Source organism: Eubacterium sp. AM05-23, from assembly GCF_003477535.1.
In the GTDB taxonomy this organism is placed as follows: domain Bacteria; phylum Bacillota; class Clostridia; order Eubacteriales; family Eubacteriaceae; genus Eubacterium; species Eubacterium maltosivorans.
Window position 1 is genome coordinate 1 of record NZ_QUDF01000014.1, and the last position, 17965, is coordinate 17965.

17 protein-coding genes and 1 riboswitch are annotated in these 17965 nt (G+C 51.1%); of the genes, 14 read left to right on the forward strand and 3 right to left on the reverse strand.

What is annotated here, in order from left to right; translation table 11 throughout:
* Together DW091_RS16565 and DW091_RS16570 are read left to right on the forward strand one after the other, a co-directional pair.
* Nucleotides 1-327, forward strand: a 327-nt coding sequence (locus DW091_RS16565; protein ID WP_147365302.1) for a tyrosine-type recombinase/integrase, incomplete at its 5' end; no start/stop codon positions are given.
* A 257-nt stretch (nt 328-584) separates the two neighbouring features.
* Nucleotides 585-5669 (forward strand): hypothetical protein, encoded by a 5085-nt coding sequence (locus DW091_RS16570; protein WP_118518721.1) that lies wholly within the window; start codon nt 585-587, stop codon nt 5667-5669.
* Between the two features lie 839 nt (nt 5670-6508).
* On the opposite strand, the gene DW091_RS16580 is transcribed toward DW091_RS16570, so the two are convergent.
* Nucleotides 6509-7423, reverse strand: coding sequence for a DMT family transporter (locus DW091_RS16580; protein WP_058693997.1), 915 nt, complete (start codon nt 7421-7423; stop codon nt 6509-6511).
* Nucleotides 7424-7657: 234 nt separating this feature from the next.
* Here DW091_RS16580 and DW091_RS16590 point away from each other — a divergent pair, with 234 nt between their 5' ends.
* From DW091_RS16590 to DW091_RS16620, 7 genes are read left to right on the forward strand one after another with little or no spacing between them, the layout of a single operon-like run.
* Nucleotides 7658-8287 carry a histidine phosphatase family protein gene (locus tag DW091_RS16590; protein WP_058693998.1) on the forward strand — a complete coding sequence of 210 codons (630 nt, stop codon included), beginning with the start codon at nt 7658-7660 and terminating at the stop codon, nt 8285-8287.
* 41 nt (nt 8288-8328) lie between these two features.
* A complete protein-coding gene (locus DW091_RS16595; RefSeq protein ID WP_187368481.1) occupies nt 8329-9306 on the forward strand; it encodes a PhoH family protein in 978 nt (325 codons plus the stop codon).
* Between the two features lie 39 nt (nt 9307-9345).
* Nucleotides 9346-9816 (forward strand): rRNA maturation RNase YbeY, encoded by a 471-nt coding sequence (gene ybeY, locus DW091_RS16600; protein WP_082669244.1) that lies wholly within the window; start codon nt 9346-9348, stop codon nt 9814-9816.
* A gap of 28 nt (nt 9817-9844) precedes the next feature.
* Nucleotides 9845-10222, forward strand: a complete 378-nt coding sequence (locus DW091_RS16605; RefSeq protein WP_058694000.1) for a diacylglycerol kinase family protein — start codon at nt 9845-9847, stop codon at nt 10220-10222.
* Nucleotides 10223-10244: 22 nt separating this feature from the next.
* A complete protein-coding gene (gene era / locus DW091_RS16610) occupies nt 10245-11153 on the forward strand; it encodes a GTPase Era (RefSeq protein WP_118518725.1) in 909 nt (302 codons plus the stop codon).
* Nucleotides 11154-11156: 3 nt separating this feature from the next.
* Complete coding sequence (gene recO / locus DW091_RS16615) at nt 11157-11903, forward strand: DNA repair protein RecO (RefSeq protein ID WP_118518726.1); 747 nt, start codon at nt 11157-11159, stop codon at nt 11901-11903.
* Nucleotides 11904-11917: 14 nt separating this feature from the next.
* The gene (locus DW091_RS16620) at nt 11918-12304 is read left to right on the forward strand and encodes a VOC family protein (RefSeq protein WP_058694003.1); all 387 of its coding nucleotides are present in this window, start codon (nt 11918-11920) and stop codon (nt 12302-12304) included.
* Nucleotides 12305-12364: 60 nt separating this feature from the next.
* On the opposite strand, the gene DW091_RS20750 is transcribed toward DW091_RS16620, so the two are convergent.
* Both DW091_RS20750 and DW091_RS16625 read right to left on the reverse strand, forming a co-directional pair.
* Nucleotides 12365-12499 (reverse strand): hypothetical protein, encoded by a 135-nt coding sequence (locus tag DW091_RS20750; protein WP_263422122.1) that lies wholly within the window; start codon nt 12497-12499, stop codon nt 12365-12367.
* Nucleotides 12500-12507: 8 nt separating this feature from the next.
* A complete protein-coding gene (locus DW091_RS16625; protein WP_118518727.1) occupies nt 12508-13665 on the reverse strand; it encodes a uroporphyrinogen decarboxylase family protein in 1158 nt (385 codons plus the stop codon).
* A 162-nt stretch (nt 13666-13827) separates the two neighbouring features.
* On the opposite strand from DW091_RS16625, the gene DW091_RS16630 reads away from it, so the two are divergent.
* The 5 genes from DW091_RS16630 (at nt 13828) to DW091_RS16650 (ending at nt 17844) form a co-directional block, all read left to right on the forward strand.
* The gene (locus DW091_RS16630) at nt 13828-14538 is read left to right on the forward strand and encodes a TetR/AcrR family transcriptional regulator (protein ID WP_118518728.1); all 711 of its coding nucleotides are present in this window, start codon (nt 13828-13830) and stop codon (nt 14536-14538) included.
* A 154-nt stretch (nt 14539-14692) separates the two neighbouring features.
* Nucleotides 14693-14810, forward strand: a riboswitch (cobalamin riboswitch).
* Between the two features lie 148 nt (nt 14811-14958).
* A complete protein-coding gene (locus tag DW091_RS16635) occupies nt 14959-15711 on the forward strand; it encodes an energy-coupling factor ABC transporter permease (protein ID WP_013381138.1) in 753 nt (250 codons plus the stop codon).
* 1 nt (nt 15712) lies between these two features.
* On the forward strand, nt 15713-16033 hold the full coding sequence (locus DW091_RS16640) for an energy-coupling factor ABC transporter substrate-binding protein (protein WP_013381137.1): 321 nt from the start codon (nt 15713-15715) through the stop codon (nt 16031-16033).
* Nucleotides 16034-16112: 79 nt separating this feature from the next.
* Complete coding sequence (gene cbiQ, locus DW091_RS16645) at nt 16113-17000, forward strand: cobalt ECF transporter T component CbiQ (protein ID WP_083337076.1); 888 nt, start codon at nt 16113-16115, stop codon at nt 16998-17000.
* 10 nt (nt 17001-17010) lie between these two features.
* The gene (locus tag DW091_RS16650; protein WP_118518729.1) at nt 17011-17844 is read left to right on the forward strand and encodes an energy-coupling factor ABC transporter ATP-binding protein; all 834 of its coding nucleotides are present in this window, start codon (nt 17011-17013) and stop codon (nt 17842-17844) included.
* Nucleotides 17845-17965 lie beyond the last annotated feature (121 nt).

A 17965-nucleotide genomic window follows, 5' to 3' on the forward strand; every position in this document is an offset into this window, starting at 1 on the left:
AAGGCCGTCCTGGCCCACTTTTTGGAAAACAGAGACCATCGCCCCAAAAAGCCTTTGATCACAGGAAAAAACGGCCGTCCCTGCGATACCCGCACAGTCCAGCGTCACTTTGCAGGCCTTAAAAAGGAGCTGGGCCTCAGCCCAAAGCTTACCTTCCACAGCCTGCGCCACAGCTTTGCCACCCGGGCACTGGAGGCCGGCGCAGAGATGAACACCCTGTCCGCCTTTCTGGGCCACGCCAGCGTCAGCTTTACCCTCAGCCGTTACGGCCACTGCGTGACAGCCCAAAAGCGGGAGCAGATGGAAAAAATAGCCGCGTGCTTTTAAAAGGTAAAAAAATAACGTTAAGTTAGGAACTTAACGTTAAAGGTATAAGCATACATACTATTAGAGTATCATAAAGGTGAAAAATTAGCAAGGCATTAAAGAAAAAAGTTAATGAAAAGTAAAGCATGTTAACTTAATAACAAATTTCGGGAATAAACATAAGCATTTTTTATATTTTCGTGTTAAGTTTCTAACTTAACGTCAGTCTGAATAAAAAAGATAGTGAAAATAGAAAAATGAACCAGAAGGAGACCACCATGAGTCCAACCGTAAAAACCACGCTTACCAAAACTTTGATCCTTGTTTTTTTCGCCTTGACGGCGTTTTTTGTGCTGCCCGGCGGGGTGTCGGCCGAAGAAAAGGCAGTGGGAGCTTTTACGGTGACGGGCGATTCCTCCGGTTACACCTATGACATAGACACCAGAACCCTGACCGTTAACAATGGCGCAGATGTGACCATTAAAAACACGGTACCAGAGACGCCCACTGAGGATAAAATCGTGGTGGCGGGTGACGCCAGCATCACCCTGGATGGGGTGAACATTAAAGTCAACAAGCAAAACGCCATCGACCTGCAAAGCGGAACTGCCAACATTATCCTGAAAGGTGATAACACTTTGGTGACAACTGAAGAAAATGGCGGTTACAGTAAAGCAGCCCTGCGGGTAGCTGAACAAGCAGCACTCGTCTTGGATGAGGGAGATACAAAGGGCAGCTTGGACGTAAAGGTGGATAGTAGTGGTTGGAGCGGCGCGGCCATCGGCTCAGATTGTGGTGATCTTGGGGAGATAAAAACAGCTGGCGCAATTACCGTTAACGGCGGCACCATTGTGGCTACGACAGTGGGGCTTCAGAAAGGTGCGGCCATTGGCGGAGGCGTGTATGGCAACGCGAGTAAAATCACCATCAATGGTGGTCATATAAAAGCCACCGTTCTAGGCGGTAGTGGTTTAAGTCAACATGCTGGCGCAGGCATTGGCAGCGGCGGACTTGGAAATAATGCTGGTGACATTACCATTACTGGTGGCGTTGTGTCGGCTAAAGGCGGAAAGTCAGATAGTCCTACTACAGGAGATAGTGGTGGCGCAGGTATCGGTGGCGGCAGCGGTTGTGCTGGCGGTGATGTTGTCATCACTGGCGGTACTGTACACGCCATGAAAGGCAGGGAGGGAGCCGAGGATATTGGAAAAGGCACTGGTAATGGTAATTCGGGGTCTCTAACCAATGGCATAGAAAAAGTCTCTCTGGTCACGCTCACCCTGAGTGGCGATTCTGTGAAAAACCAGGCCATCGACACTCTGGAAATTGGCGGTTACACAGGTGCAGACACATCATCTGCTGAAAATAAACAATACAGCATCGCCGAAATGACCACAGACGATGAGGGCAAGCTCTATCTCTACCTGCCCGATGATGACCCGGCAGCGGGCAGTTCGGCCAATGTTGCTTTACCGAACGGTAAGACAAAGACTTTATACGGGGGTGAAATTGCGGAATCAGGAAGCAGCCGTAAGGCCGATCTCGAAGCCTTCTCCATTGCCGTTGACATGAGCACCATCGGCGGCAATCTCTACATCTGGAACGATGGTTTTATGTACGGCACGTCAGCGGACGAAGCCGCCAAAATCCCATACAATGGTAATTACACCCTGACCGGCACCACCACCGCCAACGGTGTGGCTGTCATGCCCGGCTACGATGGGAAAACAGATGGGCAGGATGGCTACAAAACCATCACCCTGGACGGGCTGAACATTGACGTGAGCGATCATCAAGGCAGTTGCGCCTTTAACCTCAGAAAGAAAAACAGCACCACACCCGGCGCAATCGTCAACCTCCTGGTGGCCGCGAATAGCGACAACAACCTGAAAAGCGGCAAGCACCAAGCTGGCATCCATGTGCCGGAATCTGTCAGCCTGACCATTGACGGCTCCGGAAAATTGACGGCCACCAGCGGAGAAGGAAGCGCGGGAATCGGCGGCGATTATGAAAGTATAGAGGTTGATGCCACTAGTAGCAGCGGCAATGTCACTATCAATGGCGGCTCCGTAACAGCTACAGGTAGTGAAGGCGGCGCAGGCATTGGCGGAGGTTATGCTTTTTCAGGCTTTAGTGATGCCATCAGCACCAACGGCGCTGTTACCATCAACGGTGGCACCGTAACAGCCATGGGGAGTGAAGGCGGTGCAGGCATCGGCGGCGGTCATGCTGATGCAGATGTGGGTACCGCCAGCAGTAGCAGCGGCATGGTTACCATCACCGGCGGCACGGTGACCGCCAATGCTGGCTTTGATAGCGCAGGTATTGGCGGCGGGAGTGCTGCTTCCACATACATCACCGGTAATACCAGCAGCAGCGGCGGCGATGTTATCATCACCGGCGGCAGCGTCAAAGCCACCGGCGGCGGTAACAATGCCAGTAATATCGGAGCGGGGAATGCAGCAAACAAAACGCCTGGTACCCTCAAAAATGGCACCGGAGATGACACCAAAGACATCTACCTTACCACCATTCAAACCGCAGGCATAAGCCAAGCCACAGACGTTTACCCGGCAGGCACCCCAGCCAGCTACGGCCTGCAAGACGTCCAGACCGACAGCGCGGGCAAGCTCTATTTCTACCTGCCCGCCAACGACACCAGCGCCCCAGAAGCCTATACCACCGTCAGCCTGAAAAAAGGCAGCCAGAATGGTGCTCTGGCCACCGGCGATCTCTGGGTGGCGGACAACCACAATAATACCCTGCAGATCGGCGATGAGGACACCGGGGCAGCCTTTGACTCCAGCCCCCTGATCTACAACAAAACCGCCCAGATGCCGGCTTTAAAAAGAGAAAAAAACACCCTTGCGCCAAGTGCGATCTATTATAAAGACGCCAGCGGCAAATGGAGTGGTGACAACTCCAACGTTAACGCCGCCACCGGCTACAGCATCATCGCCCAGACCCCAGCGGATATAAACAGCGCCTATGGCCAGAAAATCATCAAGACCGCTTACGATATTAAGCAGGCCACTCCAGTTGTCACCTGGCCCACCGCCAGCCTGACCTACGGGCAGACCCTGTCCCAGGCCAGCCTGACAGGCGGCAGCGCCAAAGGCGTGAACGGCGCAGATCTGCCCGGCAGCTTTGTCTGGGAAAACCCCGATACCAATCCGGCAGTGGCCGACAGTGGTATAACCAGATATACCTTAAAGTTTAACCCAACAGATAACACAAACTATTCATCCGCCCAAAAAACGGATATGACGGTTAGCGTGAACAAGGCCAACGGCACCGCCAGCGTCACCATGGCCAGCTGGGAATACGGCCAGACACCGAGTGACCCCGTGCCCGTATCCGCTACCAACGGCACCGAAAACGTCAGCTATCAGTACAAAGAGAGTACCGCGGACGATGCCACCTACACCAGCACAAAGCCCACCATGCCCGGCCATTACACCGTGCGCGCCACCTTTGGCGCAACCACCAATTACAACACCGTCACCGCCACCGCGGATTTCACCATCCGCGAAGGCAGCTACACCGGACTTACCTTTGAAGATAAAACCATCCCCTACGACGGCAAGCCCCACAGCCTGACCGTGGCCGGCACCCTGCCCCAAGGCACCACCGTGACCTACGCGCCCCAAAGCGTCACAGACGCCGGCAGCCATACCATCACCGCCACCATCAGCGGCGAGGGCTACACCACCGAAACCCTGGAGGCCACCCTCACCATCGAGGCCGCCACCCCGGCCGTCACCATCACCCCAGCCGCCGGACAGGAAATCCTGATCGGCGAGCCCGTGACCCTGAACGTGGCCGTGGCCGGCATCAGCGGTGACACCGTCACCGGGAACGTGACCCTGAACGGCGAAACCCAAGCCCTTGAAAACGGCCATGCCGCCTTCAGCTACACCCCGGCCGACCATCAGGCCAAAACCCTGACCGCCGACTACACACCAGAAAGCAAGAGCAACTACACCGCCGCCAGCACAAGCATCACCCTGACCGCCGGCAAGAAAACCCGGGAACCCATCACCCTGAGCGATCAGACCAAAACCTACGGCGATCCCGCCTACACCCTCACGCCCACCGGCGGCAGCCTCCAGGACGGCGAAACCTACAGCTACACAAGCGACAACACCAGCGTGGCTGAAGTGGATATAAACGGTCAGGTCACCATCAACGGCGCCGGCGCCGCCCACCTCACCGTGAGCCTGCCCGAAAGCAGCGCCTACCAGAGCGCCCAGACCGTCATGACCCTGACCGTCGAAAAAGCCGCCATCACCAGCGTCACCTTCGAGGATGCCAGCTTTAAAGCAGACGGCCAGCCCCACAGCATTGAGCTCACCGGAGAGCTGCCCCAGGGCGTGACTGTGGCCTACGAAAACAACACCCAGACCACACCCGGCATCTACAAAGCCAAAGCCATGATCGACGGCGGCCAGAACTACCAGAGCCTCACCCTTGAGGCCACCCTCACCATTACCGAAAAGCCCGTCAATCCCTACGTGCCAGAGAAGCCCGAAACCCCAGACGAAGTGAGCGACAGCATCGACAAGCTGCCCACCCCCGAAGACTACGACGCCATGCCCCCCGAAGAACAGGAAGAAGTCAAAGACGCGGTGGACACCGTGGTAGACAGCATCACAGACCTGCCCGAGGAAGAACAGGCCCAGATCCCAGCAGAGGATATCGAGAAAATCAGCGACCTGTACGAAAAAATCTACAAGATCACCATCCATAAAGACACCAGCGCCGCCCAGGGGCTGCCCACCCATGTCGACGAAGCCGACATCCAGGTCTACGGCGCCGGCATGGCCGCCCAGGCCCTGGGCGGAGACGTCAAGATCACCCTGACCCAGGACCTGCCGCCCGACCATGCCACCCTGGCCTTTACCCTGGAGCTGTACGTGAAGCGGGAGAGCGGCACAGACTACCAGAAAGTCGACCTCAAAACCCCCATCGTCATCCAGTTCGCCCTGCCCGAGAGCGTCAAAGCCGATGGGCTGACCATCGAGCACCTGAACCCCGACGGCAGCGTGAAGGAAACCCTGACACCAGAGATTAAGGAAAGAACACTCACCTTCCTGACCACCAGCTTCTCAAACTTCCTGTTTGTGGAGCAGAAAGATCCGACACCGCCAACACCGACCCCGACGCCGACCACCACCGTCAAACCTGAGGGCAATGGCGGCGAAACCAGAGCCGAGAGCGTTCTGAAGAAAGAAACCAGCCTCAAAAACCCAGCCACGGGCCAAGCCGTGACCGTGGGTCAGCTTGGCGGTACCGCCGCCGTGCTGGCAGCGCTGGCTGTACTGACCGCGCTGGCGATCGGGCGGAAAAGTAAAAAACACTAGAATAAAGAAACACTGAAAGCAACAAAGAGGATGCTGGACAGCATCCGTCAAAAAACCCCCGAAGGCCGCGTTTGCATAACACACACGCGCCCTCCGGGGTTTTGATTTTTGCCGAAAAAAAGAGAAAAAAAGACGAATTTTGCTGCGACAAAAGCAGTACCAGACTGTCCCTTGCCGTGTAACGTACCAGAAGGACAAAAAACAGCAGGCAGGCGGCTGTCGCGTAACGCTCCTTGACAGCGGCCTGGCGGTCGCCGGCCTGACCGCAATAGAGAGGGACAATGTGACACAGAGCCGGACACAAACTGTCCCACAGTCTGTGACACAACTGTCCCCGTTAATAAATATAAATAATAAATATACTATTCTATTGTATTGTAATCAGGAGTCGCCGCCCTAAAAATACCCTTGTGTCAGCTCTGCTTTATGCGCACGCAGGGTTACCCGCAAGCCCGCACGCAGGCCTGCACCTTCAGCCGCACGGTGGATACAGGAGCGATCAATACAGCTTTGCCCTTGTGCTGTGGGCTTTCCACCCTGTGGATAACTCAGGCCGGGAGCTGGCGGCGCACGCGGGTTTGCACGCAGTCGGGCACGAAACCCGCACGCACAGCCGCACCGTTAATAAATATATAAATAATAAATATATTATTCTATGGTATTCTAATCAGGAGACGCCGCCCAGCTTCGCCGTATTCTGTGTTACTGTCTTTAAAGACCAGAGACCCGTTGAGAATATAGCTGTTTTTGACGCTATATGCTCCAAATAAGGGCGAAAACGGGATAAGGCATAACTATAGTCGTTATGTGACTGAAAGTCGCTTAAATCATCGCTTTTTTCAATTTTCGCAGTTTTTGCCATTCTCCGCCGCGCTGCGCCGCAGAAAGGACCATTTGGTCTCTGCGGTAATGACGCCGAGAAAAATGACAACACAGCCGATGGCCATCATCAGCGTAAAGCGGTCGCCCAGCAGAATGATGGAGAAAATACTGCCAAAGACGGATTCCAGGCTCATGAGAATAGCCGCGTGGGTCGAGCTGGTGTACTTCTGAGCCACTGTCTGAAGCAGAAAGGCCAGGAAGGTGCTGAACAAGCCCAGATACACGGCGTTAAGCCAGCCTGAGGGCGTGATGGCAGTGGTCAGCTCTCCGGAGAAAATGACATAGATCAGCGATGCCAGCGCCGTGAAGCCCAGCTGAATAACCGTCAGTGCGATGGGGTCGTGATCTTTTGAGAAAACGCCCACCGAGACGATATGGCAGGCAAACAGGAAAGCGCACAGCAGGGTGAGTCCGTCACCCGCGCCAAAGCTGAAGCCAGTGCTGAAGTCTGTTGTCAGCAGGGTAATGCCTAGCAGCATGATAAAGGCCGCGGCAAAATTATAACGGTCTGGACGGTGCTTTTTCACCGCCCAGAAGATAAAGGGCACCATCACCACATTGGTAGCAGTCAAAAACGCCTGTTTACCAGCCTGAATAAACTGCAGGCCGATGGTCTGGGCCGCAAAGGCTGTAAACAGAAAGAACCCGATGATGCACCCGGCCTTGAGGGTATCCTTCGAGATGCCTTTGAGATGCTTGAAAAAGACGATAAATGCTATTAGAAAGGCCACTGTAAAACGGATGGCCATCACCATCATGGGGGTAGTGGCGGCAATGGCGTTTTTGGAGGCCACAAAGCCCGTCCCCCAGACAACCGCCACTATCAGTAACCCGAGATCTGCCATCAGGCCTGTTTTCTTTGTTTTGTCCATGAAAAGCTCCTTTCTGAAGATATAAAGATTATTATAATAAAAATGCCCTTAAAGCACAAGGGAAACCTTGAAATAAATTTTAAAAATACACTTTTTATGAATAAATATACGAAACGAAGAGATACTTTTCAGACGGAGGCTGGTAAAATTTTAAAATTCCCGGTTCCTGCCTTTTACTATTTTGTAAAATCGTATATAATGGATATAAATAATTATGTACACGTCAGGTGAAGAATGAAATATATTTTAGTAAGACATGTAGAAACCTTTGGCAACGCCGAACACCGCCTCAATGGCCATACCGAATCCGATTATACGGCTTTTGGGGTACGGATGAAGGAAATGCTGGTGGATGAGCTGGTTGCTCTGAACAAAAAAATTCCTTTTGATGAAATTTATGTGAGCCCCATTTCGAGGGCGTATAAAATTGGAGAAGCAGTGGCAGAGCGCCTGGACAGGCCCTTTACGCCAGACGACCGTCTCAAGGAATTTAACTTTGGTATTTTTGACGGGCTGACCGCCGACGAGGCCATGGCTCTGGACAAAAAAATGTGGGATACCTGGATGGATGACTACAACCACGTCACCCTGCCCGGGGGCGAGAACTATACCGATTACCACAACCGGATGAGTGCCTTTTTAGCCGAGCACGCCGCGGTCCACGCCCATAAGAATGTGCTCATCGTAGCCCACGGCGGCACAGTGCACAGCCTGCTGGTCAACCTGCTGGATCTGCCCCTTCAGTCGAAATGGCATTTTAATATCAAGCTTGGCAGCATTACCGTGGTGGACTGCCCAGAGGGCTTTGGTATGCTGGAGGCGCTTTACACGCCCGATTATGACAGTATTAAACTAAATCCGTAAAATATCAGGAGGTTCATTTGGAAGAAATCACAAAGGACATTATGATTGAATCGCCGGAGACGATGTCAAAGGTTTTCGGCAAATATGACGAAAATATCAAGCTCATTGAGGAGCGCTTAAAGGTCGATGTCATGGTGCGCGGCGGCGCGCTCAAAATCCGCGGCGAGAGCAGGCGGGTGGAGGCTGCCGTAAGGGTTATCGAGGAAATGATCCGCACCATCGCGGGTCAGGGCGGCATTACAAAGGATAATACCGAGTATATCCTCACGCTCCAGTCCAAGGGGCTGGAGAAAGAATACAGCGCCCTGAACGATGATATCATCTGCTACACCATGCGGAGCAAGCCCATCCGCAGCAAAACCCTGGGCCAGAAGCGTTATATTGATGCCATCCGCCATAACGACATTGTTTTTGGCATAGGGCCGGCCGGCACGGGCAAAACCTATCTGGCCATGGCAATGGCCATCACTGCTTTTAAAAATGGCGAGGTGGATCGTCTGATTCTGACTCGCCCGGCGGTGGAAGCCGGTGAAAAGCTGGGCTTTCTGCCAGGCGATCTGCAGGATAAGGTCGACCCTTATCTGCGGCCACTGTACGATGCGCTGTTTGAAATCATGGGGGCCGAGGCCTTTGAAAAGAATATGGAAAAGGGGCTCATCGAGGTGGCGCCGCTGGCCTACATGCGTGGGCGGACGCTCGAGAATGCCTATATTATACTGGATGAAGCCCAGAACACCACGCCAGAGCAGATGAAAATGTTCCTGACCCGCTTTGGCCAGGGCTCTAAAATCGTGGTGACCGGGGATATTACCCAGATCGACCTGCCCGGGGGCAAGCGTTCCGGCCTTAAGGAGGTCCGTAGGATTCTGCGTGGCATTCAGGACATTGCCTTTATCGAGTTTTCACAGGACGATGTGGTGCGCCACCGCCTGGTTCAGCGCATTATTGAGGCCTATGACCGGAATGACAAGGCGAGGGAGAAAAAGCTCGCGCTTGAGCTGGCTGAAAAGCCAGACTAAAACCATCAGGGCGTTAATGAAGAAGGAGGAGAGAACAAATTGCCATTAGAACTTAATTTGGAAATTGACAACCGGAGCGAGGTCGAGCTTGACGCGGCGGTCTACGAAAAGGTTGAGGAATACATTTTAATCACACTTCAGCAGGAGAATGTTCTGGTGCCCTGTGAGATCAGCTTTTCGCTGGTCGTGCCTGAGGAAATTAAGGAGCTTAACGCTGAGTACCGGGGCATCGACAAGGAAACCGATGTGTTGTCTTTCCCCATGCTGGAGTTCCCGGAAGATGAGGATATGATCACCTATGAGACGGGGATACCGGTCATGCTGGGGGACATTGTCATCTCAACGACACGGGCGGCAGAGCAGGCAAAGGAGTATGGGCACAGTTTGGAGCGTGAGATATGCTACCTAAGTGTGCACAGCGTGCTGCACCTGTTGGGCTATGACCACATGGAAGAGGACGAAAAAAGAGTGATGCGCGCCCGCGAAAAAGCCATTATGGGCGACGACTGACCGTTTTTCAGTTAAGGGGGAGAGAAAAATGCGCCGACGTTTAACAAGCAGTTTTGGATACGCATTTGAGGGTATTAAATATGTATTAAAAACACAGCCCAATATGAAGATACACAGTGTCATTGGCCTGTTCGCCATACTGGCTGGCTTCTTTTTCAAAATATCGGAGGCCGAGTGGCTGGCCATTGTCATTGTGATCGGCTTTGTGCTTATTCTAGAGGTAGTCAACACTGCGGTCGAGACGCTGGTGGACCTCTACACAGAGGAATACCACCACCTGGCCAAAGTCTCCAAAGATACGGCCGCCGGCGCTGTACTGCTCATGGCCATCGTATCTGTGGTGGTGGGGCTGATCATTTTTCTGCCAAAGATCTGGGCTATGATCGCACCTCTTATCTTTAAGTAAAACAAAAGTAAAAGGAAAATTTATGCATAAAAATACAGAACAACCATTTAAATCAGGTTTTATCAGCATTATCGGCCGACCCAACGTGGGCAAGTCCACGCTGCTTAACAGCATCATGGGCGAGAAGCTGGTGATCACGGCTAACAAGCCTCAGACCACGAGAAACGCCATCCGCTGTATCCACACCGACGCGGACAGCCAGATGGTTTTTATCGACACACCGGGCATGCACAAGCCCAAGAACAAGCTTGGGGATTTTATGCTCAAGTCCGCTGAGGACACCATCTCCGACGTGGACGTGGTGCTCTTTTTGGTGGAGCCTGAGGACAGAATCGGCCCGGGAGACCAGTACATTCTGGATAAGCTCGCGGGAAGCCGGACACCGGTAATCCTGATCATTAACAAGATCGATACCGTGCCCAAGGAAGAACTGCTTAAGACCATTGCGGCCTATCAGGACTATACCTTCCTGGACAGCATTATTCCTGTCTCGGCCTGGAATGGCGACGGGGTACAGGAGCTTCTGACGGCCATTAAAAAGCATCTGGAGCCAGGTCCCATGTACTTTCCGCCGGATATGGTGGTGGATCAGTCCGAGCGCTTTATTGTGGGCGAGCTGATCCGCGAAAAGGTTCTGCATCTGCTCAAGGATGAGGTGCCCCACGGTGTGGCGGTTGAAGTCACAAAAATGAAGGCGCGTGAGGATAAGAACATCGTCGACATCGACGCTACCATTTTCTGTGAGCGCAAAACCCACAAGGGGATTCTGATCGGAAAGCAGGGCTCCATGCTCAAAAAAATCGGAACCTACGCCCGAAAGGATATTGAATTCTTTTTAAAAACCCCGGTCAACCTTCAGCTCTGGGTCAAGGTAAGGGCAGACTGGCGCGAGAAAACCTACGACCTTAAGGATCTGGGATATACCGAGTAGCCTATGGCACTGGTAAAGACGAAAGGCATTGTGATCCGCGAGCAGCCCTTTCAGGAGCAGGACAAGATTCTTACCCTTTTTACCGAGGAAGAGGGAAAGGTTAAGGCCATCGCCAAGGGGGTAAGGCGGAACCGCAGCCCGCTGGTGGCAGCGACCCAGCTCTTTGCCTACAGCGAGTTTGTCTACTATCCCGGCAAAAATTTTGCCAATATCAATCAGGCCAGCCTCATACAGTCCTTTTATCCGCTGCGCAACGATCTGATAAAGATGTCGCTGGCTTCCTACGTTTTGGAGCTGCTGGACGCTTTTTACGATTACTATCAGGGGAATAAGGCCGTACTGCGGCTGGTGAATTTTATTCTGTTTTACATTTCGGAGGATAAGAGCCAGAGCAACGAGGCGCTGGTCGCCGCCCTTCAGCTAAAGCTGACAGAGGTGCACGGCATACGGCCGGTTTTTGACACCTGCGCGCTTTGCGGCAGCAGTGAACATTTAACGTATTTCAGTATTGAAAATAACGGCGTTTTATGCGAAAATTGTCATCGGACAGAAGGCTATAGCTACCGTCTTACCCCGGAGGTGATTACGGAGATGGTTTATCTCCTCGTCACCCCCATTAAGGCGATAAGACAGCGGGTGTTTGACAAAACGCTGGTGCGGCGTATCATGGATATGATGAACCACTATATTTCTTACCAGCTGGCGAAAAACCTCAAAACCTATGACTTCTACCGGGACTTAAATTTATAAGGAGGAACAACATTATGGGAAAATACCGTATGGCACATACCATGATCCGTGTAATGGATCTTGAAAAATCACTGGCATTCTATGAGGATGCGCTGGGCTTTAAGGAAGTCCGCAGAAAGGACAAGCCGGAAGGCAAGTTTACCCTGGTATATCTGGGCGACGGCCAGACTGATTTCACTCTGGAGCTGACCTATAACTACGACCCCGAAAAGCCTTATGTCATCGGCGATGGCTACGGCCATTTGGCAGTGGAGGTCGAAGACCTGGAAGCCAGCCATGAAGAACACAAGGCCAAGGGCTACGACGTTACCGACCTCAGCGGCCTGGACAACGGCGTTAAAAGCTACTATTTCATCAAGGACCCAGACGGGTATAAAATTGAGATTATCCGCCTGAAATAAGCGAAGAGCACAGAAAAAAGCCCCCGGTTGCCGGGGGCTTTTTTATTGCAGCTCGCCGCTTTACATGATCAGGCTGAGTATAAACATCTCCAGCTCGGTTTCGGTAACTTCAAGATTACTTTCGATCATGGAGCGGTATGCTTCAGGATAGCTCTCAACAATTTCTCTGTCTAACTGTGTTAATTGATCTTTCATGTTTCACCTCAATACTGTCCGTACTCACGGACGAAATTCAATACAGCCTTCAGTTTATCCGGGTCAGCATCATGAAAATCCAGGGCGGATTTGTTCAGCCCAAAGTAAAAGCGGCCGTTTTTCATGCCGATATCCATCAGCTCGCGGGCTTTGTCAACACACTCCTCGGTAGAGTAATCCGAAAAGTAGTTCAGCGGATAGGAGCAGCTGAGCATGTGGTCCTGGCCGAGGGTGGCAGTCGCCTGCTCAAAATCCTGGTATTCCACAGCGATGACGATTTTATCCTTTGGCAGATCCTGATAAAAGTCGAAGAAACGGCCGTCGCGGTAGTCACCCTGGAAGTTGACATAAAGGGTGACGCCCTTATCAGTTAGCATTTCACACAACTTTTTGAAGGTAGGCCAATAAAAACGTTCAAACTGCTTCTGATTGATCATCGGCGGCAGGTGAGACCAAGTGCAGGCCAGTGGGAAGCCGCTTTCATCTGCCATGTTGGTGGTTTCCACATAGCGGGCCATAACGTTTAACAGCGCGTCGCAGGCGGCTTCGACATCGTCCTTTCTGCGCCGCAGATCCATGGAAATTTGGGTGATGCCCCGCAGATGGTCTGCCAGAAGGTCGAAGGGGGCGTAGAACATAGTGCCGTAGTAGAGCAGCGCATTGTTTTCCATGGTTTTTTCAAAAATCTGGTCATAGAAGTGGTGAACCTGATTCTTTTCATAAAGCAGTGCCTTGGCAAAGGCCATTGTGCTGTAGGGGGCTTCACGCCCCAGCTCGGTGTACATGCGGGGCAGCACGCGGGATGCGATGCAGTGGATAGGATCCTCGATGAGCTCGGGGTATTCCTCCGGAAGCAGTGAGGTCACCTCCGGATGCTGCATATAGCCGTTGACGCGGTTCTGAACCCACACCTTTGAGCCCAGCAGGGCATTTTTCTGCGGCGGCAGAAAAACCACACTTTGGGTCAGATCGATGTCAAAGTCCTTCATGACCTGGTCATAGCCTGCGATAAAGCCGTCGTAATCCCAGAAGGAACGAATGCAGTCCTGTTTTGTATACTCACAGATATAGGTGGGCTCAAAGTCCATCATAATGGGGACATAGTCCATTTTTTCGCCGCGAACACCGCGCATAAAATTATCCAGCTTTGCCTGAACATTTTCCATTTTGTTTTGTTCTCCCTTATTTTTACAGATTTAGACAAAATGTGCACATATTTTGAATACGTTCAATATACACCTTTTTTAAAATTTTGTCAACGTTCAAAATTTGTTTCTTTATTTTTTTTACGGTGGATGCTATAATATAATAAAAAACGTGGAGGAGCCATGGCTAACTATAAAAACGGCCTCGAGACAAAGGAAAGCCTTTACCAGAGCGCCAAAAAGATTTTTTATCAGAAGGGCTATGATAAGACAACGGTCAAGGATATCATCACCGATGCCAGGACAAAACAGGGACTTTTAAACTATTATTTCGGGGCGAAGGAGAACCTGGCTGTTCAGATCTATAAGGATTTCTGCAACGATGTTGTTTTCTGCGTGGACGAGAAGAAAGATGAACTGGGAAGCCTGCCGCGGGGGCTGCTATTGGATATGATCGGCTATCGGGCTTATTTTAAGGCGTTGTTTACAGACGACGCCGTCATGCGGTTTTATGCAGAGGTCTCAAAACTGCCGCTGTTCGCGAGAAGCATGCTTGATCTGCGGGATTATTTCTTTAGCCTGGAGCTTGAGAGTGAGGCCTATACAGGCATTAACCCAAAGCTGAAGGAGCGCAGATATTTCGAGTATCTGAAATCGCTGACGGTTGGAATGGAAATTCAGGTGTTCAGGGATGTGCTCGAAAAGCAGATTGATCTGGAGCTTCAGGACGCTGTTGACTGGTTTTTCTTTGATTATTACAGCTTTCTCTTTACCGATGCGGGCTATATCCGTGAAAATATCGAAGCGTCAAGACAGGTTGTCAGTCGTTTTATCTTTGAGATTACCCCGACCTTTGAGATCAGCTTGTCAGTACAGGCGGGCAGGCGTCTCTAGTAAGAAATGTGTAATAAAGTTAGCTGAATCAAAGTATACCCATAAGGGGTACAGGTATAAGGGGCTCTGGTAGATTTTAAATAGATGCAACAGAGGTATTGACAAAACAAGTTTTCAAGCATATAATAAATGTAAATTCGGCATTGTTATTATTGTCCTTTGGTTGTCCATCGGCCTCACGATGGTTTGAGCACAATTGGGTGAAAATCCCAAACGGTCCCGCCGCTGTAAGACGAAAGTCAAGTCAGATTGCTGACCATAGGATTTTAAGCTGCATTTGGTTACGAGAGATAACTGAATGTAAGGACGAGGCTGTGTGTATCTTTGGCACACCCATTTCGTACTTTCATCGCTTATCTTTTTTGATGAGCGATTTTTTTATGGCAAAGTACGTTGGGAACAAGTTTGAGGAGGTAGAAAATGACAAAGAGACAAAAACAAGTTGTGACCATGCTTGGGGCATGGGCGCTGGTCTTCGGTATCGTGCCCGCGGCAAACGCGATGCACATCATGGAAGGCTATTTACCGGTTGGCTACTGCATTATGTGGGGTGTTTTATGTATACCTTTTCTGGCAGCCGGCTTTTTCTCCATTAAAAAGACTCTGACAGGCAACAGAAGGGCGATTACCCTACTTGCGATGGCGGGCGCATTTATCTTCGTGATCTCTTCTTTGAAAATTCCATCCGTTACGGGCAGCTGCTCGCACATGACCGGTACAGGCCTGGGCGCCATTTTATTTGGCCCAAGCGCGGTCAGTATTCTGGGTATTATTGTACTCTTATTCCAGGCGATCCTTCTGGCCCACGGCGGTTTAACCACCCTTGGCGCCAATACTTTCTCCATGGCGATTGCAGGTCCCTTTGTGTCCTTCGGAATCTATAAGCTTTGTCAGAAAATGAAGGTAAACCGCAAAATCGGGGTATTTTTGGCAGCCTGTATCGGCGATCTGTTTACCTACTGTGTCACCAGTATTCAGCTGGCCTTTGCCTATCCGTCAGAAACGGGCGGCGTAGCGGCTTCAGCGGTTAAGTTTTTGGGCGTCTTTGCTCCTACACAGCTGCCGCTGGCCATCATCGAGGGGATTTTAACGGTTATTATCGTCATTGCTCTGGAAACCTATGCGAGCCCAGAGTTAAAATCAATTGGATTTTTAGCAGCGGAGGAAGCGTAAGATGAGCAAAAATAAAAAATTAGTTATTGTTCTGCTGGTAATCGTCGCGCTTTTGGTAGTCGTTCCGCTCTTTGCCCTTCAGGGCGCAGAGTTTGGCGGCTCCGATGATGCGGGAAGTACCATGATCGAAGAAATTCAGGGCGGCGAATATGAGCCATGGTTTACGCCAGTGCTTGAAACGTTGATCAACGGTGAACTGCCAGGTGAGGTTGAATCACTGATCTTCTGTCTCCAGACCGGTATTGGCGTTGGCATTCTGGCTTTCTTTATGGGCCGGCTGGTTGAACGCAAAAAGCTCGGGAAAGAAGATTCAGAGCTGTAATCGCATTTCCGGGGGTAGGGAAACCTGCCCCTTTTTTATGATTTAAAGTAAAAAATCCTTAATGTAAAGGAGCTTGTTCGTGAAAGTATTTTTAGCAGCGCTTGCGATTCTGTGTGTGTGTGGCCTGGTATACTGGTTTCGCCACCGGGAGTGCGCCCACAGACATGGCGGACACCATGGACATTCCCACGGCGGGGCGGTTTTTTCCATTGATGTACTTGCCTATAATTCAAAGATCAACGGCTGGAATCCTGGCTTTAAAGTAGGGTTTTCCCTGTTGCTTCTGCTCATCTGTGTCATCGCCAATAACCTCTATGTGTCAGTTCTGGTTATTTTGATCACAGCTTATATTACGGTGGTCATGGGCGGCGTACACTTTAGGGATTACCTGAGCTTTTTAAGGGTGCCGGTGGCGTTTCTCATCCTTGGGAGCATTGCCATCCTCTTTAATTTTTCAAAGGAGCCTCTGGGACTTTGGGCCCTCAACTGCCATTTCTTTTATATTTATATATCCCATGACAGCCTTATGACGACGCTGTATCTGTGGGGCAAAGCCTTTGGCGCAGTCAGTGCCATGTATATGATGTCTCTGTCCACACCGTCCACTGAGGTCTTTGGAGTTTTGCGCCGAGTGCATGTCCCCAAGCTTGTCATTGAGCTGATGAATATGATTTACCGGTATATTTTTATTCTGATGGACACGCAGGCCAAAATGAAAAACTCGGCGGAGTCCCGGCTGGGCTACTGTGATTTTAAGACAGCGGTTTATTCTTTCGGTCACTCCATGAGTAATCTTTTTGTGGTTTCCATGAAGCGCGCAAGCCAGTACTATGACGCGATGGAAGCCCGGTGCTATGATGGCGACCTTCTGTTTCTAGAGGCTGAGAAGCCCCTGCGCAGGGAGCAGGTAATGGCTGCGGGACTGGTCGTACTGCTGCTTACAGCTGTCTGGATTTTAAAATTCTAGGAGAGGCAACATGAAAGAAACAATCATTGAAATAAAAAATCTTAAGTACGCATATACCGGGGACAAGCAGGCGCTTCGGGGCATTGACGTTACCATTGGCAAGGGGGAACGCATTGCGGTTATCGGCTCCAACGGAGCTGGAAAGTCAACCTTTTTCCTGAACCTCAACGGTGTGCTCACGCCGGACAGCGGCGAAATTTATTTTAAAGGCCAGAAGCTGACCCGGGATAAAAAGGACCTGAATACCCTGAGAAAATCTATCGGGATTGTTTTTCAGGATGCGGATAATCAAATCATCGCGTCAACAGTCATGGGAGAGGTTTCCTTTGGTCCCATGAACCTTAAGCTTCCCAGAGACGAGGTGGTCCGCCGGGTCGATGAGGCGTTAGAGTACATGAACATTACGGATTTTAAGGACCGGCCGCCCCATTATCTGAGTGGCGGTGAAAAAAAGCGAATCACCATTGCTGATATTATTGCCATGCACTCCGAGGTCATTGTTTTTGATGAGCCTACCGCGGCTTTGGATCCATTAAATGCGGAAATGCTGGAGGAGGTACTTGAGAAGCTGGCCGCCCAAGAAAAAACTATGCTGATCTCCACCCACGATGTCGACTTCGCTTACCGCTGGGCGGAGCGCGCCCTTGTTTTCTGCGATGGGCAGATCATTGCTGACGCTCCGCCAGTTGAAATTTTTGACGATGAGGATATCCTGAAAAGGGCCAATCTGAAAAAGCCTATGATGCTGGAGATTTATAACGCCATGGTAAAAAAAGGAATGCTTCCGGATGATCGGTCTTATCCGAAGGATGTGGCGGCCTTTAAGCGTCTGCTTGAGATCTGACATACAGCAAGCTAAAAACGAAAATTTACAGAAGAACCAGCCCCGAACATGCTGGTTCTTTTTTGTCACCAATTTGGCCTGATGTGGTTGTTTTTTATGAGTATGCTATGTTATACTAAAG